Annotated in this window: 18 protein-coding genes; 5 read left to right on the top strand and 13 right to left on the bottom strand. The window is 43.4% G+C overall.

Going from position 1 to position 20,754, the window contains the following annotated elements:
- Nucleotides 1–15: 15 nt before the first annotated feature.
- Complete coding sequence (locus tag AAAT87_RS01915) at nucleotides 16–1,038, bottom strand: electron transfer flavoprotein subunit alpha/FixB family protein (protein ID WP_006847062.1); 1,023 nt, start codon at nucleotides 1,036–1,038, stop codon at nucleotides 16–18.
- Between the two features lie 57 nt (nucleotides 1,039–1,095).
- The gene (locus AAAT87_RS01920; protein ID WP_349225461.1) at nucleotides 1,096–1,965 is read right to left on the bottom strand and encodes an electron transfer flavoprotein subunit beta/FixA family protein; all 870 of its coding nucleotides are present in this window, start codon (nucleotides 1,963–1,965) and stop codon (nucleotides 1,096–1,098) included.
- Between the two features lie 284 nt (nucleotides 1,966–2,249).
- Here AAAT87_RS01920 and AAAT87_RS01925 point away from each other — a divergent pair, with 284 nt between their 5' ends.
- On the top strand, nucleotides 2,250–3,416 hold the full coding sequence (locus tag AAAT87_RS01925) for an FAD synthase family protein (RefSeq protein ID WP_349225462.1): 1,167 nt from the start codon (nucleotides 2,250–2,252) through the stop codon (nucleotides 3,414–3,416).
- 113 nt (nucleotides 3,417–3,529) lie between these two features.
- Here the strand turns inward: AAAT87_RS01925 and AAAT87_RS01930 are convergent, their stop codons facing one another.
- On the bottom strand, nucleotides 3,530–4,132 hold the full coding sequence (locus AAAT87_RS01930; protein ID WP_089545011.1) for a riboflavin synthase: 603 nt from the start codon (nucleotides 4,130–4,132) through the stop codon (nucleotides 3,530–3,532).
- A gap of 202 nt (nucleotides 4,133–4,334) precedes the next feature.
- Between AAAT87_RS01930 and AAAT87_RS01935 the strand changes: the two genes are divergently transcribed.
- The 3 genes from AAAT87_RS01935 (at nucleotide 4,335) to pepI (ending at nucleotide 6,032) form a co-directional block, all read left to right on the top strand.
- Complete coding sequence (locus AAAT87_RS01935; protein WP_349225463.1) at nucleotides 4,335–4,598, top strand: DUF1016 N-terminal domain-containing protein; 264 nt, start codon at nucleotides 4,335–4,337, stop codon at nucleotides 4,596–4,598.
- A 61-nt stretch (nucleotides 4,599–4,659) separates the two neighbouring features.
- Nucleotides 4,660–5,115, top strand: coding sequence for a PDDEXK nuclease domain-containing protein (locus AAAT87_RS01940; RefSeq protein WP_296973726.1), 456 nt, complete (start codon nucleotides 4,660–4,662; stop codon nucleotides 5,113–5,115).
- Between the two features lie 35 nt (nucleotides 5,116–5,150).
- Complete coding sequence (gene pepI / locus AAAT87_RS01945; RefSeq protein ID WP_298532643.1) at nucleotides 5,151–6,032, top strand: proline iminopeptidase; 882 nt, start codon at nucleotides 5,151–5,153, stop codon at nucleotides 6,030–6,032.
- 288 nt (nucleotides 6,033–6,320) lie between these two features.
- On the opposite strand, the gene AAAT87_RS01950 is transcribed toward pepI, so the two are convergent.
- From AAAT87_RS01950 to AAAT87_RS01975, 6 genes are all read right to left on the bottom strand, one after another.
- On the bottom strand, nucleotides 6,321–7,364 hold the full coding sequence (locus AAAT87_RS01950) for a radical SAM/SPASM domain-containing protein (protein ID WP_349225464.1): 1,044 nt from the start codon (nucleotides 7,362–7,364) through the stop codon (nucleotides 6,321–6,323).
- Entirely contained in the window at nucleotides 7,345–7,911 is a 567-nt protein-coding gene (locus tag AAAT87_RS01955; RefSeq protein ID WP_153125491.1) for a hypothetical protein, read from the bottom strand. The genes AAAT87_RS01950 and AAAT87_RS01955 overlap by 20 nt, the downstream gene beginning before the upstream one ends.
- Before the next feature lie 7 nt (nucleotides 7,912–7,918).
- On the bottom strand, nucleotides 7,919–10,921 hold the full coding sequence (locus AAAT87_RS01960; RefSeq protein ID WP_298530460.1) for a P-loop NTPase family protein: 3,003 nt from the start codon (nucleotides 10,919–10,921) through the stop codon (nucleotides 7,919–7,921).
- Nucleotides 10,921–12,741, bottom strand: a complete 1,821-nt coding sequence (locus tag AAAT87_RS01965; protein ID WP_349225465.1) for a phospholipase D-like domain-containing protein — start codon at nucleotides 12,739–12,741, stop codon at nucleotides 10,921–10,923. The genes AAAT87_RS01960 and AAAT87_RS01965 overlap by 1 nt, the downstream gene beginning before the upstream one ends.
- Nucleotides 12,734–13,981, bottom strand: coding sequence for a DUF6361 family protein (locus tag AAAT87_RS01970; protein WP_349225466.1), 1,248 nt, complete (start codon nucleotides 13,979–13,981; stop codon nucleotides 12,734–12,736). Before AAAT87_RS01970 ends, AAAT87_RS01965 begins: the two co-directional genes overlap by 8 nt.
- Before the next feature lie 183 nt (nucleotides 13,982–14,164).
- Complete coding sequence (locus AAAT87_RS01975) at nucleotides 14,165–14,764, bottom strand: HU family DNA-binding protein (protein WP_349225467.1); 600 nt, start codon at nucleotides 14,762–14,764, stop codon at nucleotides 14,165–14,167.
- A gap of 198 nt (nucleotides 14,765–14,962) precedes the next feature.
- On the opposite strand from AAAT87_RS01975, the gene AAAT87_RS01980 reads away from it, so the two are divergent.
- Nucleotides 14,963–15,145 (top strand): hypothetical protein, encoded by a 183-nt coding sequence (locus tag AAAT87_RS01980; RefSeq protein WP_296973740.1) that lies wholly within the window; start codon nucleotides 14,963–14,965, stop codon nucleotides 15,143–15,145.
- Between the two features lie 302 nt (nucleotides 15,146–15,447).
- Here the strand turns inward: AAAT87_RS01980 and AAAT87_RS01985 are convergent, their stop codons facing one another.
- The 4 genes from AAAT87_RS01985 to AAAT87_RS02000 all read right to left on the bottom strand — a co-directional run bounded on the left by AAAT87_RS01985 (nucleotide 15,448) and on the right by AAAT87_RS02000 (nucleotide 20,615).
- Nucleotides 15,448–16,683 carry a hypothetical protein gene (locus AAAT87_RS01985; protein ID WP_349225468.1) on the bottom strand — a complete coding sequence of 412 codons (1,236 nt, stop codon included), beginning with the start codon at nucleotides 16,681–16,683 and terminating at the stop codon, nucleotides 15,448–15,450.
- 44 nt (nucleotides 16,684–16,727) lie between these two features.
- Nucleotides 16,728–17,333, bottom strand: coding sequence for a hypothetical protein (locus AAAT87_RS01990; RefSeq protein WP_349225469.1), 606 nt, complete (start codon nucleotides 17,331–17,333; stop codon nucleotides 16,728–16,730).
- Nucleotides 17,330–17,839: an RNA polymerase sigma factor gene (locus AAAT87_RS01995; RefSeq protein WP_153090251.1), complete on the bottom strand. Its 510-nt coding sequence runs from the start codon at nucleotides 17,837–17,839 to the stop codon at nucleotides 17,330–17,332. Before AAAT87_RS01995 ends, AAAT87_RS01990 begins: the two co-directional genes overlap by 4 nt.
- Nucleotides 17,840–18,068: 229 nt before the next feature.
- Nucleotides 18,069–20,615 (bottom strand): glycosyl hydrolase 115 family protein, encoded by a 2,547-nt coding sequence (locus AAAT87_RS02000; RefSeq protein WP_349225470.1) that lies wholly within the window; start codon nucleotides 20,613–20,615, stop codon nucleotides 18,069–18,071.
- Nucleotides 20,616–20,754: the final 139 nt, after the last annotated feature.

Consider the following 20,754-nt stretch of genomic DNA (forward strand, 5'->3'; position numbering starts at 1 on the left):
AATGTATAATGCAGATTACTTTGAATTCTGCTTGTAGTACTTGATGAGCTTAGGAACCACATCCTCTACATTACCGTTGATAACGTAATCGGCAATCTTGTTGATTGGAGCATCTGGGTCGTTGTTTACAGAGATGATGATGCCTGAATCCTGCATACCGGCGATGTGCTGAATCTGACCAGAGATTCCGCAGGCGATATATACCTTAGGATGAACGGTAACACCAGTCTGACCAATCTGACGGTCGTGATCTACCCAACCTGCATCTACTGCAGCACGGGAAGCACCAACCTCACCATGGAGGAGATGAGCCAACTCGAAGAGCTGGTCGAAACCTTCCTTGCTTCCTACGCCATAACCACCGGCTACAACGATGGCAGAACCCTTCAGGTTGTGCTTGGCAGCCTCTACGTGGTGGTCGAGTACCTTTACTACGAAGTCCTCAGCAGGAACATACTTGCTTACCTCTGGATAAACCACTTCCTTCTTGCACTCACCCTCGTAGATGCTCTTCTGCATCACGCCAGAGCGGACTGTAGCCATCTGTGGACGGTGGTCTGGGTTTACGATAGTAGCCACGATGTTACCACCGAAGGCAGGACGAATCTGATAGAGCAGACCCTCGTAGTGCTTGCCGCTCTTCTTGTCGTCGTAATCACCGATTTCAAGCTCTGTACAGTCGGCGGTAAGACCGCTGGTCAATGAAGAAGAAACACGAGGACCGAGGTCGCGACCGATAACGGTAGCACCCATCAATGCAATCTGAGGCTTCTCCTCCTTGAAGAGGTTGACGAGAATGTCGGTATGTGGAGCTGAAGTGTATGGGAACAAGCCCTCAGCATCGAAAACAAATAATTTATCTACACCATAAGGGAGAATCTGATCCTCTACCTGACCCTTGATGCCGGTACCAGCCACGATGGCATGGAGTTCCACGCCCTGCTGGTTAGCGAGCTTACGACCCTTGGTGAGCAATTCCTGAGATACTTCGGCAACGGTTGTGCCTTCTACCTCGCAATATACAAATACGTTGTTCATTGTCTTTTCTAATAAAGCATTTTTTAATGAATCGGAATCTGAATCATCCTTCGATGATTATCCGATAATACTTTCGTCCAACAATTCCTTCATCAGTCCGTCGATGTCCTCATCGCTGCTGGTCAAGGTCTTGCTCTCCTTTGCCTGGAACACGATGTTCTTCACGGCCTTCACCTTGGTAGGTGAACCGCTCAAACCGCACTGTGCAGGGTCGCCATCCACATCAGCAACGCTCCACTGGTTCAGGGTGAGGTAAGGGCGCTCCTCATAGAGGTTGGCCCAAGGCTCATCACCCTTGCGCTCCATAGGGCAGGTAGCGTATTTATATTTCATTACGAGCTTCACGTTGCATGGGCGACATGGAGCAGCACTTCCGTTTACGGTAATTACCAGTGGCAATGGAGCCTCTACGGTCTCAACACCACCATCGATGAGGCGGCGGATAGTAGCCTTGCCGTCTTCTACCTTGAGGATTTCCTCTGCGTAGGTTACCTGGTTCAATTCCAGTTTCTGAGCCACCTGAGGACCTACCTGCGCAGTATCACCATCGATAGCCTGGCGACCGCCGATTACGATATCCACGTCACCGATCTTCTGGATTCCGGTAGCAAGGGCATAGGAAGTAGCCAGTGTATCAGCACCGGCAAAGAGGCGGTCGGTGAGCAACCAACCCGTATCTGCACCACGATAAAGACCCTGGCGGATGATTTCTCCAGCACGTGGAGGACCCATGGTCAAAATTCCAACTGTAGAACCTGGATTCTGCTCCTTCAGACGGAGAGCCTGCTCCAGCGCGTTCAAATCTTCTGGATTGAAGATAGCAGGAAGGGCTGCACGGTTCACGGTGCCCTCGGCTGTCATCGCATCCTTACCCACATTTCTTGTGTCAGGTACTTGCTTGGCAAGTACAACGATTTTCAAACTCATATTTAAAAATGGTTATTGTTATAATTCTCTTAAGTTGTTAGTGTTCGGAGCTCAAATCCTTGATTTGGGAGCAAACACGTCGGCAAAAGTACCATTTTTTTGTCTTTTACCCAAATATTTCGAAGAAAAAATGCACAAATTACTATATATTGTGCGCAAAACGTAATATTTGTGCAGTTTTTTCTTGCTGGTTTTGAATATTTATTGTAGTTTTGCAAACAAAATATGGCAAATCTATCTTTTATCTGATAATTTGTCCTGGACAAGAAAAGTAGCTTAAAATTATGAAGAAAGTTTTTGTAAGTGGTTGTTATGACCTGTTGCATAGCGGCCACGTTGAGTTTTTCCGCCAGGCGTCTCAGTACGGTGACCTCTACGTAGGTATCGGATCCGACCAGACGATTCTCGGCTACAAGCATCATAAGACGTTCTATCCCGAGCAGGAGCGCCTCTTTATGGTGAAGTCTATTAAATATGTAAAGGATGCCTATATCAATGCTGGTGATGGCATTATGGACTTTGTTCCTACCATCGACATCGTGAAGCCTGACATCTTTGTGGTGAATGCGGATGGCAGCAGCGAAGCCAAGCGCCAGTTCTGCCAGGAGCGGGGCATCGAGTATGTGGTGCTCCAGCGCACTCCGGCTGATGGCCTCACCGCCCGTTCGAGCACGGATATCAAGGATTCTACCTGTCAGCTTCCTACCCGTCTCGACCTGGCTGGTACCTGGATAGACCAGCCATACGTAAGCTGCCATGCTCCGGGCTGGGCTATCACCATGTCGCTCCTCCCTACCTTCGAAGTGCGTGAGCGCTGCGGTCTTTCTACTTCAACCCGCAACATGATCAAGAAGATATGGCCGGTGAAGTTGCCTGACATGAATCCAGAGATTCTTGCCAAACTGGTGTTCTGTTTCGAGAACGATCCTGAGCGCAGCGACGGTATCGTGAGTGGTGCGCAGGATGCCATCGGTATCTGCATGCCGGGACTGGTGAGACATTATTATGATAACCGTTTCTGGCCGGATAAGTTTGAAACCTGTCTGGATGAGAAGGTTCTCTCGTGGTTGGAGAGCCATGTCTGCATGATTCCGATGGAGCCACGCCGTCCGGGCTGTTCTGTGGTAGAGGGCAAGGACATTACCGAGCCAAAGGTGAAGAACCTTGCCAAGGCTGCCGATGACTGCTGGAATGCTATCCTCGCAATGGATTTTGCAGCCTTTGCATCTGCCTTCCAGGCATCCTTCGATGCTCAGGTAGCCATGTTCCCAGCCATGATTCAGGGCTGCGTACAGGGCTTCATTGATGAGTATTCCGTCCTTCCTGAGGTTCATGCCTGGAAGATGCCGGGAGCTGGTGGCGGCGGCTATCTCGTGCTGGTGGTAGATGATGTGAAGTCGTTTGCACGGCAGCATCCGGAGGCTATCGAACTGACAATCAGAAGAAAGTAAACAGCCATATAAACAAGAAATGCCACAGCATATTCGCTGCGGCATTTTTTGTTTTATTAGAAAATCTTTATTCGATTTATTCGAAGCTCTTTTATTCGAAGTTCTTTATTCGATTATTCGAAGCTCTTCAGTCTTGCGATATACTTGCCGAGAATATCGAATTCGATATTCACCACGGTTCCTACTTCGATGTTGCAGAAGTTGGTGTTCTCTCGGGTGTAAGGTATGATGGCTACGGTGAAGGTGTTGTCGGTTGGCTCGCAGACGGTGAGTGAAACGCCGTTCACGGTCACGCTGCCCTTATCTACGGTGAAGTAACCCTTGCGCGCCATCTCCTTGTTCAGTTCATATTCGAAGGTGAAGTAGGTAGAACCGTCTGCATCCTTCATGTTGATGCACTTGGCGGTTTCATCCACGTGTCCCTGCACGATATGGCCGTCCAGTCGGCCGTTCATGATCATCGAGCGCTCCACGTTCACCTTGTCGCCCACCTTGAGCAGTCCCAGGTTGCTGCGGTCCAGGGTTTCCTTCATGGCAGTAACGGTATAGGTACCGTCCTTGATTTCCACCACGGTGAGGCAGACGCCGTTGTGCGCCACGCTCTGGTCGATGCCGAGTTCATCTACGAACGAACATTTCAGGGTAAAGTCGATGTTCTCCTTATCCTGCTTAATCGCCACTACGGTGGCCATTTCTTCTACGATTCCACTAAACATATATTCTATTTTTATTTTGTTTCATGATTATTTCAGTTTGCAAAGATATTGCATTAGCTTGAAGCAACCAAATTATTTAAGTTCTTTTGATAAAATAATCGAGATATATTTGTTTAATTGCCATATTTTTTATATTTTTGCACATTATAATATGTGCACATGATAAATGTGATATACATGTCTTTCCAAAACTCTACCGAATATGAAGAAGAATGAAATCCCAGTGGCGCAAAACAATGACTTCGATGGTCTTGTAGTCCATATTCAGCAAACGCAAGATGTATTGCAGAACAATGCTCGCTTAGTGATAAATCGCCACGTCACAGCCAAGGCTTGGTTGACGGGCTATTATATTGTGGAGTATGAGCAGAAGGGAGCTGATAGAGCTAAGTATGGTGAGCAACTTTTGAAGAAGTTGGCAGAGAAGTTGAAAGACAAGAAGACTTTCAGCTATAGAACATTGTGACTTTATCGACAATTCTATCTTGTATATAACAGATTGGGGTTACCGATAAAAAAGTATTTATGTGGCAATCTTTCAATTGTTCACTCATCTTGCAGCCATTCTCCCTATTAGCGACCCTTTAGAGCGTACTTTCTACGAGACGATGGCAATTCGTGGTACTTGGAGTGTCAGAGAATTGCAACGCCAGATTGATTCCAACTATTATTTCCGCAGTGGATGGAGTCAAAAGCCTGAGGCGTTGGCGAAGTTGGTGGAAGGCAAGGCTGAGACAGATACGCTCGCCCTTGACATCAAGTCGCCATTTACCTTTGAATTTTTGGGTTTACAAGCCAAGGATGTAGTGGAAGAGTCTGACTTGGAGACAGCCCTCATCACCCATCTTCAAGACTTTATCTTGGAGCTTGGTATGGGCTTCTGCTTTGAGGAGCGTCAGAAGAAAATGTTGATTGACGACCGCTCTTGCGTAAGGAAAATGAGGGATTATATAATAAGGTATAGGAGCAGCAAAATTAGATAACACAGTTTAGGTAACAATAAAAACATTTGAAGACAATGGAAATCAAGGAAGGATATATGCCCTTCATGGGCTATCAAACATATTATCGTATCGTAGGTAAAACAGAGGAGGGCAAGAGCCCTATCATCCTCTTGCATGGTGGACCAGGCAGTACCCACAACTATTTCGAGCTATTGGATAGGGTAGCGGAATCAGGTAGAGCTGTCATCATGTACGACCAGTTGGGCTGTGGCAACTCATTTGTGGAGGGACATCCCGAACTCTGGACTCCTGAGACTTGGCTCAACGAACTCTGTGTGCTCATCGACTATCTCCACATCGACCATTTTCATCTCTTGGGACAGTCGTGGGGTGGCATGCTCGCCATCATCTATCTGATAGAGAAGCAAGCAAAGGGCGTGAAGTCAGCCATCCTCAGCAGCACTCTTTCGAGCAGCAAGCTTTGGGCAAGTGAGCAACATCGCATGATTAAGTTTATGTCGGAGGAAGACCAGCGTGCCATCGCTGAGGCTGAGGCGAAGGATGACTTTTCGAGCGAGGCGTATGCCAAGGCGAATGAACACTTCATGCTCCTGCATTGTGCCGGTGAGGTGACGGAGGATAGTCCAGAGTGTCTTCGCCGGAAGAAACGTGCTGGTGCTGAGGCTTATCTCCATGGTTGGGGACCAAATGAATACACTCCTACTGGTACGCTCCGTGATTATGATTACACCGACCGCTTGGGCGAGATACAAGTACCATGCCTTGTGATGAGTGGAACCAATGACCTCTGTACTCCATTGGTAGCAAAGACACTTTATGATGGTATCCAAGATTCCAAGTGGCATCTCTTCGTAGGAGCCCGACACATGCCATTTGCCGAGCAAAATGATGAGTATTGCAAGGTATTGGAAGAATGGTTAGGGGAGAAAGATTAGGCTTCTTCAAACTTTTGAAAAATGGAATTTCATCCAATCGATTGGACAAATTAAAATAAAACCGTCCAATCGATTGGATGAAATGTATAGAATCAATAATCAATATTAGTAACTTAAAGAGAGCTTTTCTCTTTTTCTGGTGCAAAGGGTAGTAAGTTATTTCCAAACTTGCAAGAAGGCACGATTAGGTTACTCAGTTTCCCTGAGGTTACTATTACTGATAATGAATGGCTTGTGAAATGTAGATTTAACGATAATTAATGTGAACAAGCTATGTTAATAGAGAAACTATTGCTTCTTGAGAGTTAAGTTGGGCTCTATTCCATTGATGCCAAGTCCTAGAATGTTGGTTACTTCCCTGCATCCACAATCACAATTCTTAGCCGATGAACATCCATTGCAGGCTGTAGGCTGATAAGAGCGGAATGCAAATTTGTTCCAATAATCAGTATCCTTAATCCAAGGTTCTTCGAAAACATTTCCTACGATGTGAGGAGAATGATTGCAGGTTCTTATTTGTCCTGCTGGATCAATAACGAAGAATCCTTTTGCCGCAGCGCATAGATACCCTACATGTATTCTTTTGTATGAATTAGCAGAAGCTATGATGCACTTTGGTATTTCTGTACCCACATTTCCATAGCGATTAGCTAGTGTTAGTACTTCTTCTGCAGTATCAAGCATTCCGTTGATTTGCTCTGTGGAAAGGCAAAGTTCATTCATATATTTCAAACCACGTCCACCAGGCAGAAAACGGTTGAGAAGAATTTCTGTAGCTCCATTGATGAGGGCAAGCGATATGGTCTCAAATAGCTCATAATAGTTCTTTTTTGTAACGGTAATGTTTGCTGTGCATTCTAAGCCGATTTCTTTGGCTTTCGAAAAGTATTCTAACACATAATCTGCATTAGCAACTCCTGTATGCTCTTCAAATGATTGGTAGCCAGGAAGGCTCATGCTAAGATGAACATTCATTTCCTTGAAGAATTTGAGTTGTTCTTCATTCATGAGTTTTCCATTGGAGATGAGTATGATTGGATAATTCATCTTCCTTTGGTTGCCAATCATTCGGATGTGTCCGATGATTTCATGAAGATCATCTCTTAGCAATGCTTCTCCGCCAGACAAAGAGAAAGTCTTTACCCCATAGTCATATAGTTTTTCTATTATCCATTTCCTTTGAGTGGTGGATAGTTCCTTTCCTAATGGATATGAAGAGTTAGGCGCATACCAAGGGCATGAGCAAAACAAGCAATGGTGATTGCATTTATATGTCAATTCCAAAGCAACAGACTTTGGAAGAATGGGTATGCTATTCTTCATTGCTATCATTTTCTTTTATTCCTATTCCTGTCATTCTCTTGATAGTATCTTGCTCATCCATGATGCTATGGTAGCGGTCATAACTATCTTCAAAATAAGACTCTCCTTTTAAGAATGCCAATACGGCTTGATAGTCATAAAGTGATTCCATATCAGTTATAGCTTGATGATAGTCCTTGTCGCTTTTTGTCTTGAAGCAGAAAAGATGGTATGCATTTTCCTCACAGATATCATCTTCGGAAGTAAATGGTAAATCGAAAAACTCTGCTTCTTCCTTCGCTTCTAGGGCGCATGAACCACATATTACTTCAAGAGACGCATCATATCCCAAATCTTTTATCTCTTTGATGATGGAGTTGAACATTTCTTCATCACTGTGGAAAGCTTGATAGGTCAATGGACGATGGCAATGTTGGCATATTGTGGAAAAACTATCTATCATCGAAGGTTCATAGCACATGGCTCCCATGTGATTTGCCAGATACGTTGGCAGCTTTTGAGCAGCTAGTTCCTTTAGCTGCTCAATAAGCTCTTCTCTGTTAAGTGAATGTTTCATATTCCTGTTACTTTTTTCTCTTGATAGGAGAGAGGTTAAACAATAATTTATCTATGTCTTCTGCTGGCATGTCTTTGAAGGACTCTAGAAGTTCCTCTTGTCTGGGCTGTCCCATGGTTAGACGGTAGAGGCGTAATACAGACTTCATGTGTCTGTATCTATCATAGTCCATGCTCAGAGGATAGAGTGGTACAATAGATTCGATATACTCTCTGTCTGTTTCAGCTATGCTTTTTAGCATATCTTGTGGAATCGACCAATAGGGAACTAGCTCGCAGAAGCCCTTATCTTTTGCTTCGGTTCTTGCCAAATCAAACATCTCATTCCAGGTATATGTCTCAGGGTGGAACTTGGCTACGTTTCGTCTTACAAACAAACTCTTGTATCGATCTATTCTTCCTTCTCTCTGCTCCATGTCTTGTGGATTGGATGAGATGTTCCAGTGCATGATTTTACGGCAATACCAATGGAAGTCAAGACCTTCTTGTCCTACGCTTGTTGAGGCTAAGACGAATGGACGAAAAGGAGAGTTGAATGCCAAACGAACATCATTTGCCCTGTTGGTGGCTTGATCTGTCATTCTAATGTTGCCATAAGGCATAGCGTAATGAGTGCGGATTCTCCATTTCTTTTTCTTCTCTTTGCCAAATGACTCGGTAGTATCAATCTCTTGATAGTTTCGATCGATGAACGATTCTATCATTCTTTTCTGAATCATTTCTACATTTCGCTCACCATTACTTCTTTCATCTATCATGTAGGCGAACTCATCCAATACGGCTTGCAGATTGCCCATCACGCAATAATCGATGACTTGCTTGAAGTAGGTTTGAACGCTCTTCTTGTTGTAGAGTATGTCTATGACGGCTGCATTGTATCTACGGTTGAAGATATTATTGCAGAATTTTGTTGCTGCTTCTTGGGCTAAGTCTTTGTTGCCCAATAGACGATAAAAGCAAATACCAGGTGAACCTATAGCCATATTGACCAAAGTGTCTAAGCCGTCTTCGGATATTAGGATTTTCTCTCCTGCATTCGAATCTAAAAGTCTTATGGCTTCCAAAAGAAACTTTACTGTTGTTGGCTGCTCAACTAAGGTGAGTCGGCCTGTGTTCTTTATATTCTCCTTTATGTTGGCTCTTATTTCTTTGATGTCTTGTCCAAGGTTGGTTTTTGGATTATAGGCATCTGTCAAGAAATCAGAGCTGCAAGTTACCAGTTCCAAGCTTTCTCTACGTAATCTTCCTGTGCCGGCTTTTTCTCCCTGTTGTTTATCAAGTGCATCCTTTTCGGAATTTTCTTTCGTGTTTGTATATGTGGCAGATGGAAATGCACGGCTGATACTCTTTTGCTCGACGGCATAGGAAATCATACAAGCTATCATACGTGGTACCATTTCCCATGCAGAAAAGACCAACACCTTGGAAAAGTCATGGTTCTTGGCAAACATGTTGTTGGCTGGTATCTTGTAATAAGGGTGAGACGCTGGAATCCAAAATAGTTGCTCTCCATGCTTTTCACCTTTTTCATCAAATAGAATGTTGCTTAGTTTGGATAATTTTGCATTGCATAATGGAATGTCGTTATATTTATATATATCATTTGTCTTCAACAGAAGTCTTTGTTTCTGCATATTGCTATTCCATGGATTCTCAACGTATGCTTTTACAAGTTTCTCCTTTAGCTTATATTTATCCATGAAGGACAACAAATAAGGAGAAGATTTGGCGTATTCCATAGGCAAAGTTTTTACGCTGAATCTTCCTTCGCTCATTTTGTTGCATTCATCAATAACCTCTTGCATTTGGCAATAAGACACAATATCCCCTGTACTGATTTTCAAGTGGGTGTCATCTTGGGCAGAATTGCGGTAACGCTCTGTTCTGCTCATGGCTTGATACATTGCTTCCTCTGCTATGTTCTTTCTAGCAATGAGTATGTCTAAGTTATCCGATGAGATGTGGCACAATTCTTTTGAATAGTCATGCCAAACCTGTTGGAATGTAATGTCCTCTCTGTTGTCAAAGAGAAAATCTGTCAACTTGTTGAAGTCTTGATATTGAGTGTCTATCTTGTTTTCATTCAATTCCTCCAAAGTCGTGAATGGTTTGTAAGGTGTGGCAGACACTAACAATATGAAAGGACCATCCTCTTTTCCAAAAAATGTACGTGTTAGCATAGCCTCTTCGCTATTCCCTTCCAAGTCAAGAAGTGAACTGAAGCGTTGGAACTCATCCATGATAACCAAATCGGGATTAAGTTCTTTCATGCTAATTTTGCAGAAGATGATTCTGAACTGAGTGATGGCTCTGTTCTTGGTGTTATAGTCAGCTTTTTCCTCTATGGCTTTGAGAAGTAAATTCTTAGCCTCTTGATAGTTGTCATCCTTTACCACTTCTTTGCAGATGTTTTCTCTGTATCCAGTGCATACTTTTTCTATTTCAGAGACTTCGTTTTCGTATTTTTTGATGGTATTTTCCCAATTGTCGTTATTTGCTTCATAAATGTTTAGACGATTCTTCAATGCCTTCGTATGTTCTTTGAAGTCTTTCACATGGCTAAGTATAGCGAACATCAGCGCACGTTCGTTCATGTTGCCCGCTGATGTTTGGAGATTGAAAGATGTACCAGGTGTGAGAGGAATCAATATGCTAGGTTTGTCCTTCTTAGCCTCGATTAGCTCTTTCACCTTTTTAGCCACGATGAAGTGCTGCATGGACAATCTGCTTTCTTCTATGTTCATGACATCCTCTATTCCCAAGTTTTCTGTGTTTTGCTTTACGATATTGGCGTTGGAGCAGATATACACTACTCGATAGGTGTTGTCGTTCCATATACCATATTCATCGCTTAATTCTCCAACTGCTTGAATGACACCTTTGGACACGATAGTCTTACCCAGTCCCACTTCGTCTGAAAGCAGAACTCGGCGTTGCTTCTTGCTTTTGAATATATCAACGATGTGTTTTACCGTTGCCTTTTGAAAATCCTTTAATTCCTTTTCCATCATTATTTCTGTTTTATGGCTTCCTTAAAAGTTTTGTAGATCTCAAGAAATTCTTGGGTGTATTCTTCTTTGCCGATTTTTCTGATGACATCCTCTATCTCTATGAACTTTTTGGGATTGCTGCTAGCAGCTTTCAGCAGTTGCTCATAAATGTTGAGTGAGAGAGGCACGGAATCTTTATCATTGCCGTGCTGAGCAATCAGCTTCATGCTTTGTTCTGCATCAAACAGATATTCGTCTATGTCATCGGTCAGTATAAATGACAAGTAACGGAGAAACTTCTCCTTGCTATCCACAAACGTTTTATATATAGCAATGTCTCTATCTTCGTATGGTATGCCTTCGGTCGGAATCTTGATGACTTTGTCCATATTCTGTCCATTGGCATCTTGTACCGATATAATGTAGAAGTCTGACAGTTGAGCCAATGTCAGGTTTGAAAGTATTGCCTCGTTTTCTAGTTCTACTTTGTAACCTGCTGTTTGCATGGGTGCAATCTGTATTCTGTACCTGTTGTCGTGATGTCCTGCCTTGATAATGACATTATAGTTGCCATCTTTACAGGAATAGCACTTTGCCAAGAAGTTATTCGTGATATAATTTCGTACAAAGGCTTCTAGCTCTGATGTCTCATGCGTTTCTTCTGATTCTGGAGGGAAGTTGACGGTCTCGAAGATTTTACTTTCTTCTCTTGCATCCATTTGTAGAAATTCCTCTTTGAAAGAGTCAAATACTAAATGCTTGCCATACTTGTATTGCAGTCGGATGATGAATTCTGAATTTTTATGGAAGGCTGCATATGTGGCATTAGCAGATCCGACGAACAGAAAATTTCCGTATTCCCCTTTAGGGTTACATACTAGAAATGTCTTTGCATGAAGGTCAGTTGGCATAATGTCGTTATGCGTCATTCCATCTTTCATTACGTAGATTTCATGATTTTCTTTATTGAACAGGTCGTATATGTCTTTAGATACATATCCTGATGTGGTAACGAGAATGTGCCTGTTTTTTGCATTCTTGTCTAACTCTCGTAGAGTTTTTATGTCAATAAATGGAGAGATGGTCATTTGGTCTGTTCCTTGCCATGCTTCTGGATAACTGATGTTCTTGTTCAGGTTTTGCCCAAAGAGTATCGGGATGAATTCATACCCATCCTTTTCGAATAAATCTGTATCTATCTCAAAATGTTTGACTTTTCTTATGGATTCAATGACCATTTTCATCTTTTTCTTCTTGTCTTTGATGATGTGCTGGTTGTTGGTAGTGCCATTTCCCATCAAGGGAATTAATGAAGTCAGAAAGTCAATGAGAGGCTTATGCTTCTTGTTGTTGATGGTTTGTTTCCCGATTTTACCAGTGAGGCTAACAACCATATCAAGGTTATTGTCTAGAGTAAGGTTTCTGCTCATGACGATGACTTTGATTTGCTGGTCGTTTTTTTCTTCTCTGTTGGTCTCTTTGATAATCCATACTTTCGGATGGAAGTTGGATAGAAATTGAGACTTTTGAGGGCTTTGTACTTCATAGATACAGTTATCCATGAGGGATAGATAGGGTTGGCAGTTTGATGGTATGTACGTTCCACCTTTGTTGCAGAACAACACAAATTTGTTTGCACTTCTTCTAATTCCTTCTAATAGGCAAATGGGGGATTGAACGGCAGCTTCGTTGTTGCTGCTTAGCAAACCTAATGCCATAGGGATGATAAGCAATGCTTGTGGATTAACGCTATAGGTTGTACCAATAGCGAAGTCCACGTCATAGCCTGGTGAGACCAGCATCTCGCCATAAGTATAATTGCAGAGTTGTTCTTTAGCCATTTAACAGTCCTTTCTTTATTTCTGTGATGATGTTATATACGGTTCCCCAACGATAATCGAAGAAATAGGCTTCTATTCTGTCGATTCCCTTATATTTGTTAGGATTCGCCAACTTACTTCTTGATGAACCTTTTGTTTGTTTTTCCCGATTAACAATGATTTCTTGCAATCGGATGAAGTTTTCATCTGTAGGGTTGTTAATTAATGAGCATGCTTCTTTGCAAAATTTGATGGATCCATTGTCTTGTAGGGTATAGCCAACGAAATCTAATGCTTGGAAGAGGTTTTCTTCGCTAAAGTCTGATTTCCATTCTTCTTTCAACTGTTCGTAACGTTCAAATTCCTTTTCTGCTTCTTCTGTTCTATCTGTTCTTGTGTAAAACACATAGTTATAGACTAACCGAAGAAGATACTGAAACTTAGAAAATCTTGCGGATAGCGTATAAATCATGAAATGCTCATCGGTTATGTATTTCTTCCATTGGTCTCCAAGGTCGAAATATGACTTCTGGGCAAGTCCAATAGGGTAGTTGTCACGAAGAATAGTAGCCAAAAATGAATCTTTGGCTATTGATGAGGCTATTATCTTGTCTTTGATAAACTTAGCTTCGTCAGATGTCAAGTCTATATTGATGGGAGTGTAGCCATCAAATGTATATGACAATCCACCGCCATCAAATAGTTGGTAATTGCCTGATAACTGATTAGCATCTCCCATTTCTTTTTCTTCATCTTGGGAAATGTATTTCTTGGGTTGTTTGTGGATGGTCTTGCTTTTTTCATAAATAAGACTGTAGATGTTGCTGTTTGTCAATATCATACCATAAGAAACAAGTGCGCCATAATAGATGTAAACTGGGTCGTATTTTACGTATTTGCTATTCTCGGCTTCTGCCGCATCGATTACACTACTTCCTGTTATTCCCCAGTTGTTGGCTGGTTCTGTACCTCGCAATAGTTGACGAGTCAATTTAATCTCCAGATTCAATACCTTGGCTCTTACTTCGTTTGCACTTTTGTATGTTCCTTTCTCTGCTTCCAAAAAAAGAGAAGGGAGTATGGCATAGTATTTTGCTCTATTATGTAAAGTAGAGATTCCAGGAAACAACTTGTTGGAAAAGGCATCGCGAATGCGCCCCAGTCCAAGTTCGTCAATTGCTTGATGCTCTTGGATGGCTTGCATTACTTGGTGCATTTTAAGTTGTTCCTCTGTGCTGAAGTTTATGAATCCTAATTTCATTCTTATTTCTTTTTTGTTGTGACATGGTTACAGACATAGTTACTTTTTTCTTCATTAAGTAACTTTGTCAGTCTTGTTGTTCCTATTTAAGTGAGACTAAAAGTCCTTTTCCTTTCACCTATCTTGCAATCATTTGTGAATCATTTGTTTATGGTGAAAGGAGAATGGAGAAAGCTGCCTTTGTTACTTTAGAAAATAGATAGGCGCATGGGGAGTTCCTTCCTTCACCATGATACCCTTTTCGCAGAAATGGTTGAGCCACTTCTGAGCCATGTATGGAGTCAAGCCGAAGTGGATGCGCAGGATGCGAGTGGTGATGTAACGATTCTTTTGAAGATACTCCTTGATATTCTCTAACATCTTTTCCTCGGAGTATTTTGTAGATTGGTTGGAATAACGGGAGCGGACGAAATGGACGTTGCGCTGTACTTCCTCCATTAGCTTACCTTCTGGTCGGAAGTTGATGCCGGTGATGCGTACTTCCTTGCCCGTAATCTTCTTGTCTGGATTCTCCTCTGGCATCTCTAGGCTAGCCGACATGGAGAAGTAGCCTATCTCTGGGATATAAAAGCGGCGTCCCATGGAGAATTCTTCCACCAAAAGGTCATGAAGCTCTGCCAACACCGCAGCCACATCTCCCTTGGTGAGTGAGCAGCGGCTCTGGATTTTCTCTTGCAGTTGCTTCTCGGTCATAGGTTCATGCTGCACGATACGAATGTATTGGCGCTTTTCTCCTGTGCCCTGGGCATTGTTGAGCATGTAAATGTCGTATTTCAGTTCCATATTTCTTGTTGTTTGATGGTTCGTTGTTTTCTATATTCTTTGTCTTCTATGAAAGATGATGCAAATATATATAATAATGTGATAACTTGTATCTTTTGGTGTAAACTATTAGATTTATTTAAACATTGGTATATGTCATGTGATTATACGGCATTTGTCATCCGACCGTATGATAAGTGTCGTATAATCGTATGACAAATGTCACGCAATCGTTATAATTGCTTCCTTGCATCATATAAGTCACAACATTGTTACCATCCATCTCACCCTTGGCAATTCGCAGGGGAGGTATGTGATGAGGCTGAGACTATCTATTACACCTTCGGACCTGAGAAGGCGCAGGAAATGGGGTTCAGTGGATGCAAGGTAGAAGGTGAATAAAAGGCGTTTTTCAAGAAACGCTCATTCAGAATGAGTGGTTTTGCTCAGAATTACTCATTCTGAATGAGTAAAAATGATAGAAATTACTCATCGAGTGGTTATCGTAGGATAGTAAATGCTGTAGATGTTCTCTGGCTTCTCATTCATGTCGGCATTGAAATTTACCTCTATTGGGGATGCGCTAATTTGAAGCAAAAATGCCATCTCCATCAAAACTGATAGAGGTGGCATTGGGTTCTATGCAGTATATCCTTTCTTACATCACATATGTATTAAATGAATGTGACTGAAAGTTGAGATTTTTATAATTTATTGTTCATATGCTTTTTGATAAAGCGACCCACATGATTCTCTTGTAGAGTTGTTGGGAGGGCTTTGAATATTTTCTTTTGATTCGAAGAACCTTTTATCAAATGCTGATAGAACAGATAGCAGATGATGCCAGGAGAATGGATATTGCTGAGTGCGTAAGCCGTATACTTGCGCTCGTCCCATCCATCATGGTTCTTGCTTTCCTCTTCCACCCACTGCTTATAGAAACTTGATCCTGTGAGGCTGTAGTAACCATTGTGTACGCTTAGCTCTGCTATCTCTCCTGGTACAAAAGGAATGTCTATCCATTCCGAGCAGATGGTTCCATCTTTCATCAGTGCTCTCACTCTTCCCATGGTAATGTCCTTCAAGTCGTGCTTGTATGAGAAGTTAGTGCCGTTGGTAGCCACAAGGATGGGTTCTACATACATATCTGTTTCGTCTTTGTAACAGATAAAATAGCCACGGTCCCAAAGTTCAGGGTCACGCTTGCCAATAATCTCAAAGTTGCCTTTCAGGTTGGTCTGAGCATCTTTAAGCATCTTGGTCAACTGCTCATTAGGTACTTCTTTTTCTTCTTTTGTCTCTTCTTTAGGAGCTGCCTTTTCGTTTATGGTGTCTTTTGGGATTGTTAAATCGACTGTATATTGTGTGGCTTTATACGTTTGCTGGTTTATTTCATTTGCTACGTGGTGCTTGTTTAAAGGAGCTTTTCCTTCTACGATGCTGATGTTTCCTTCATAGCCTTTTTCGTTAACCCAACCATTCTCTACGATATGGCCCCATTCTATGGCACAGACTCTGCGCATGCCAGAGTGACCCATCTGTTGGCGATTGATAAGGACGCTATATGCCGAGAAATTTCCAACCATAATAAGGTCGTTGCCTACAGATATGTCAAAGTTCATCCATGTTTTAAGTGGGTTGTTGTTTCCATCTACCATATAGTAAAAGTCAGTTACAGGCTGATTGCAATCTTTTTGAAAAGCCTTGTTGATTCTGTCCAGTTCCTTGAGAAACTTGTCTTTCTTGAGAGTTTTAAAGCGATATTTTTTCCAACTCCATTGTGCTGTGTCACCAACCTCATTTTTTGCTCCTGATTGATTCATGGTGAACGCCTTGTTGCTTACCAATTTCTCCAAAGCCTCTTTGAAATAAGACTTTTGTGCCTGTGCTCCCATTGATGAGAACATCATGAGTAATAAATATATGACATACTTTTTCATGTTCTTTGTTCTTTAATGTTTATACCTTATTATATATACTTTCTTTAGAGTTTTACGGTGATTCGCCGTATTTGTTGGCGGTCATCCTCACTTTGCACGGCATTGCTTGTAGTGGCTTGAGCTTCTGCTGTCTGCATTTTGAAAAGATGCTCTTCGGGCAAGGTTGACATAGGGAAGAGTACCGGACCTTTTTCTTCGGTGTCTGGCATGTCATCTCCAAACTCAGCTTTAGGTTTAGCCTTCCTTTTGGGAGCATTGAGCTTGGCGAAAGTCTTTTTCTTCTCGTATGTTCTGCTCTCTTCTGTGATGGCTTTTTCTGCTGTATTTTCCTTTTCTGCCGTCAAATTCTTTTCTTGCATCATAGCTTTTTGCATCGGCTGTGTAGCCTTTCTCACAGCCATTGTCGCATTGCCCGACGCAGAAGTGGTATCCTTGGGTGGTTGCAGGATGATAGCGATGATGCCAGCCACGCATGCTGCGCAAATCCATGGAAAGATACGCAAGGTGCGATGGCTGACCAAGCTCTTCCTAGCCTTCTCTATTACTTGTTGCTTGGTTTGGGAGGAGGCATGGAAATCACATTGAGGTTGGAGCAGTTGCTCTATATCCTCAAATCCTTTGTCATTATGGATGTTCTTTTGATCTTTCATATACTTTTCTCCTTTCTGAGTCGTTGTTGGATATGTTGGATGGCATAGCGATAGCGAGATTTCACGGTAGCTTCTGGTATCTCCTCCAGTTCGGCTATCTCTCGGAACGTCAAGTTGTCGTAACATTTCATTCTTACGATTTCCGCTTGCTCCTGTGGAATATCTTCCAGCAGTTTTGATATTCTGAGAAATTCCTCGTGTATTTGTTTGTCACCATTGCTGTTAGGTATGCTTGCCGCTTCATTGATAGCTATGATTTGCGGACGATTTTTGCGCAAGTAGTCTCGGCATGCGTTGCTAACAGAGCGAATGATGTAGCGGTCCAACTCTTCCACTTGTTGCCCTTCTTTCAGTTTCTTGAAAGCTGCAAGCAGCACCTCTTGCACAATATCTTCTGCATCCTCACGTTGCCCGATTCGAATATAGGCAAAACGAAATAGCCAGTCTTGCCGATTGTCGACAAGACTCTCCAGTTGTTTTATGAGTTTTGGATTGTCTATATTCATTCGTTTCTTGTTTTTATGTTTCTAACTTTACTCATATAAACGTATATTTCTCAAAAAAGATTTAAAAAATACTCTTTTTTTTCATTTATTTGTTTCTATTGTGATTGTTTATGTAAAAATGAATGCTACGAAGTATGGAACATAAGAAGATAGTGATAGTTTGCGTAAAAAGAATAGGCACGCATCCTTTCGTGGGTGCGTGCCTATACCTTTTTATTATATGCTACTTTTAAATCACCTTGACACTCTTTTTTCCTTCTCTTCCATCAATCACGATTTTCTCGAAGACGATGGCTGGGTCGTTAGGAGTGAGGGTGAGGCTGTGGATGCCATCGGTAGTAGCCGGCAGTTCCAACTCTATCACTTGATCCACGATGCGAGTGGCTATCGTTGGATAATAGATATTGTAGATGTTCTCCGGCTTCTCGTTCAAATCTTTGTTGAAGTTAACCTCTACAGGAGAAGCACCATCTAAACTTACACCATAGGTTAAGCCGCCCTTGTTGAGATAATCCAAGGTTGATTTAGTAATCACATGAATGCGAACCTTCTGCTTGCCATTGGAAACATTGCTATTAAATGCCTTGTCATCCGAAGTTTTGCTAACTTGCATCTTAAATTTGTAAGTGATGCTGGCTCCCTTTACACTCTTGGTATATGGCATCAGAGTCATTGCCGATACGCTTTTGCCCATGAATGGAATCTCTGTCCATTTTGCCTCGGCAGCATCCGTCTTGCTGCTATAGTAAGGAGCTTCGATTTCTACCACGCCGTTGTTTTCGCTGATAATCACTCCATCCTTGGAGGTTACCCGGAAGAGCTCCGGACAGGTATCCTTCTCGAAATCATCATTCCAACTCTTATAGCCGATATGCTTCTGGGTCATCATTCCGTTCCACTTGCCGCCCGACATCTTGTGGTTGTAGAAGTCGCAGATCAGTGAGTCGCGCTTGAAGAGGCGCTCGCACTCATCCGCCCATACGTTCGCCTTCGGATTGCCCTGCTTGTAGAGGGCATTGTTCTGAGCCTGGGCAAAATACATCTGATGCAGGTTGCTCATCATCTCGATAGGGAAGAGGATGATCTGGCGGTAGGCATCGTGATAGGCTGCCGGCAGACTGTTGTATTGGCGCAAGGCATCTGCTTCGAGCTGGAGATGCTGGTTCACCACCTCCTGCCATTCGCCGTTCTCCAGACTGTAGGTGTTCTTGTCGAGCATCTCCGGAGTGCAGCGGCCGTTGTATTTGCATACGAGGTTCAGGATGCGTGCCGCTTCATCAGCCTGCGATTCGCCGAACTGCTGGGCGCACCAGTCGCGGGTGTGGCGGGTGATGCTGTTTACATCGTATTTGCGAGGATTCCAAGCCATGTCCATAAACTGGCTGATAGGATATTCCATCGGCTTGAGGTCGCCCACGTTGAGAATCCAGAGTCGGTCGATGCCGTTCTCATAGGCAAGCGTCAACTGCTCCCAAGGGTTCTGCACAGGGGTAACATTGAGCATCTTCGAGTTTCTTGGCGCACCCACGTAATCTACGTGATAGTACAATCCCCAACCGCCCTTGTGCTTGCGTTCCTTGTCGTTAGGCACACGGCGTACGTTGCCCCAGTTGTCATCGCAGAGCAGCAGGGTTACGTCATCAGGTACCTTCATACCCTTGTCGTAGTAATCCAGCACCTCTTTATATAATGCCCATACCTGCGGTGTCTCGCTTGCCTTCTTTCCCGTTACATCAGCGATAATCTTGCGCTGGTCGTTGATGATGTTGGTCATCAGTCGTGTATCAGCCTCTTCGCTCATCGCCTCATCGCCGTCGCCACGCATTCCGATGGTTACAATCTGTTCGGTTCCCTTCATTCGTTCTATGCCTTCACGGAAGAACTTCTGCAGGTTAGCCTTGTTCTTCTGATAGTTCCAAGGTCCCCATCCCTTTCGGTTGCGGGCGTATTCCTGGTGGTTGCGTGCCATCGGCTCATGATGCGAGGTGCTCATCACCACGCCCATTTCATCTGCCGTCTTCTCGTTCTCCGCATCGTCGGCATAGAAAGCCCAGCCCCACATGGCTGGCCACATCATGTTGCCCCTGAGGCGCAGCACCAGTTCGAAGACGCGCTGGTAGAAGCGGTGGTCGCCATACTCGGTGCCGTATGTATTCTTCACCCACGAGGTGAGGCAAGGTGCTTCGTCGTTGAGGAAGATGCCACGATATCTGACGGCTGGTTCGCCATCGGTATAGATTCCCTTGTTTACGAAGATGGAATCGTGATGAACCACGGGCACGTCAGCCCAGTCATACCAAGGCGATACGCCCATCTGCTGGGAGAGTTCGTAGATGCCATAGATGGTGCCTCGGCGGTCGCTTCCTGCGATGACGAGCTGCTGATCTACGAGGGTGATGATGAATTTCTCGCGCTTGCCCTTGAGTTGTCGGGCATCGATGCGTTTCTGGCGCACCAGCTGGTCGATGGCGGCAGAATGGCCCAGGGTTCCTACCAGGATGCCTGGCTGGGAGTTTTTGCCATGGGTACTGCCATACAGGGAGGTGAGGGTAGCCTGACATCCGCTTACCTGACGGAAGTCCTTGATAAGTGCCTGGACCGCATAGCTTACACCCTTGCAGTCGTTGGCATCCATATAGATTTCAACCCGGTTGCCTGGGTTGAGAAGTACATCGCCCTGATGGAAATGTACGAATTGCTGGGCTGCCTGCACGCTGAAAGAAGAGAGCAGGGCAGCGCATAACATAATTGATTTTTTGATCTTGTTTAGTCTCATAAATAATAATTGCTGTTGTGGGTGCAAAGGTAGGAAAAGTTTTGGGAATATTCTTTGCTGGATGTAATCTCTTCTTTTTTATATGTTTCATTTGTGCATTTCTGGGCCTTTCTCTTTGCTTTTTCAAAGATTTATCGTA

This window comes from Segatella sinensis, assembly GCF_040095255.1.
GTDB classification, from domain to species: Bacteria; Bacteroidota; Bacteroidia; order Bacteroidales; family Bacteroidaceae; genus Prevotella; species Prevotella sinensis.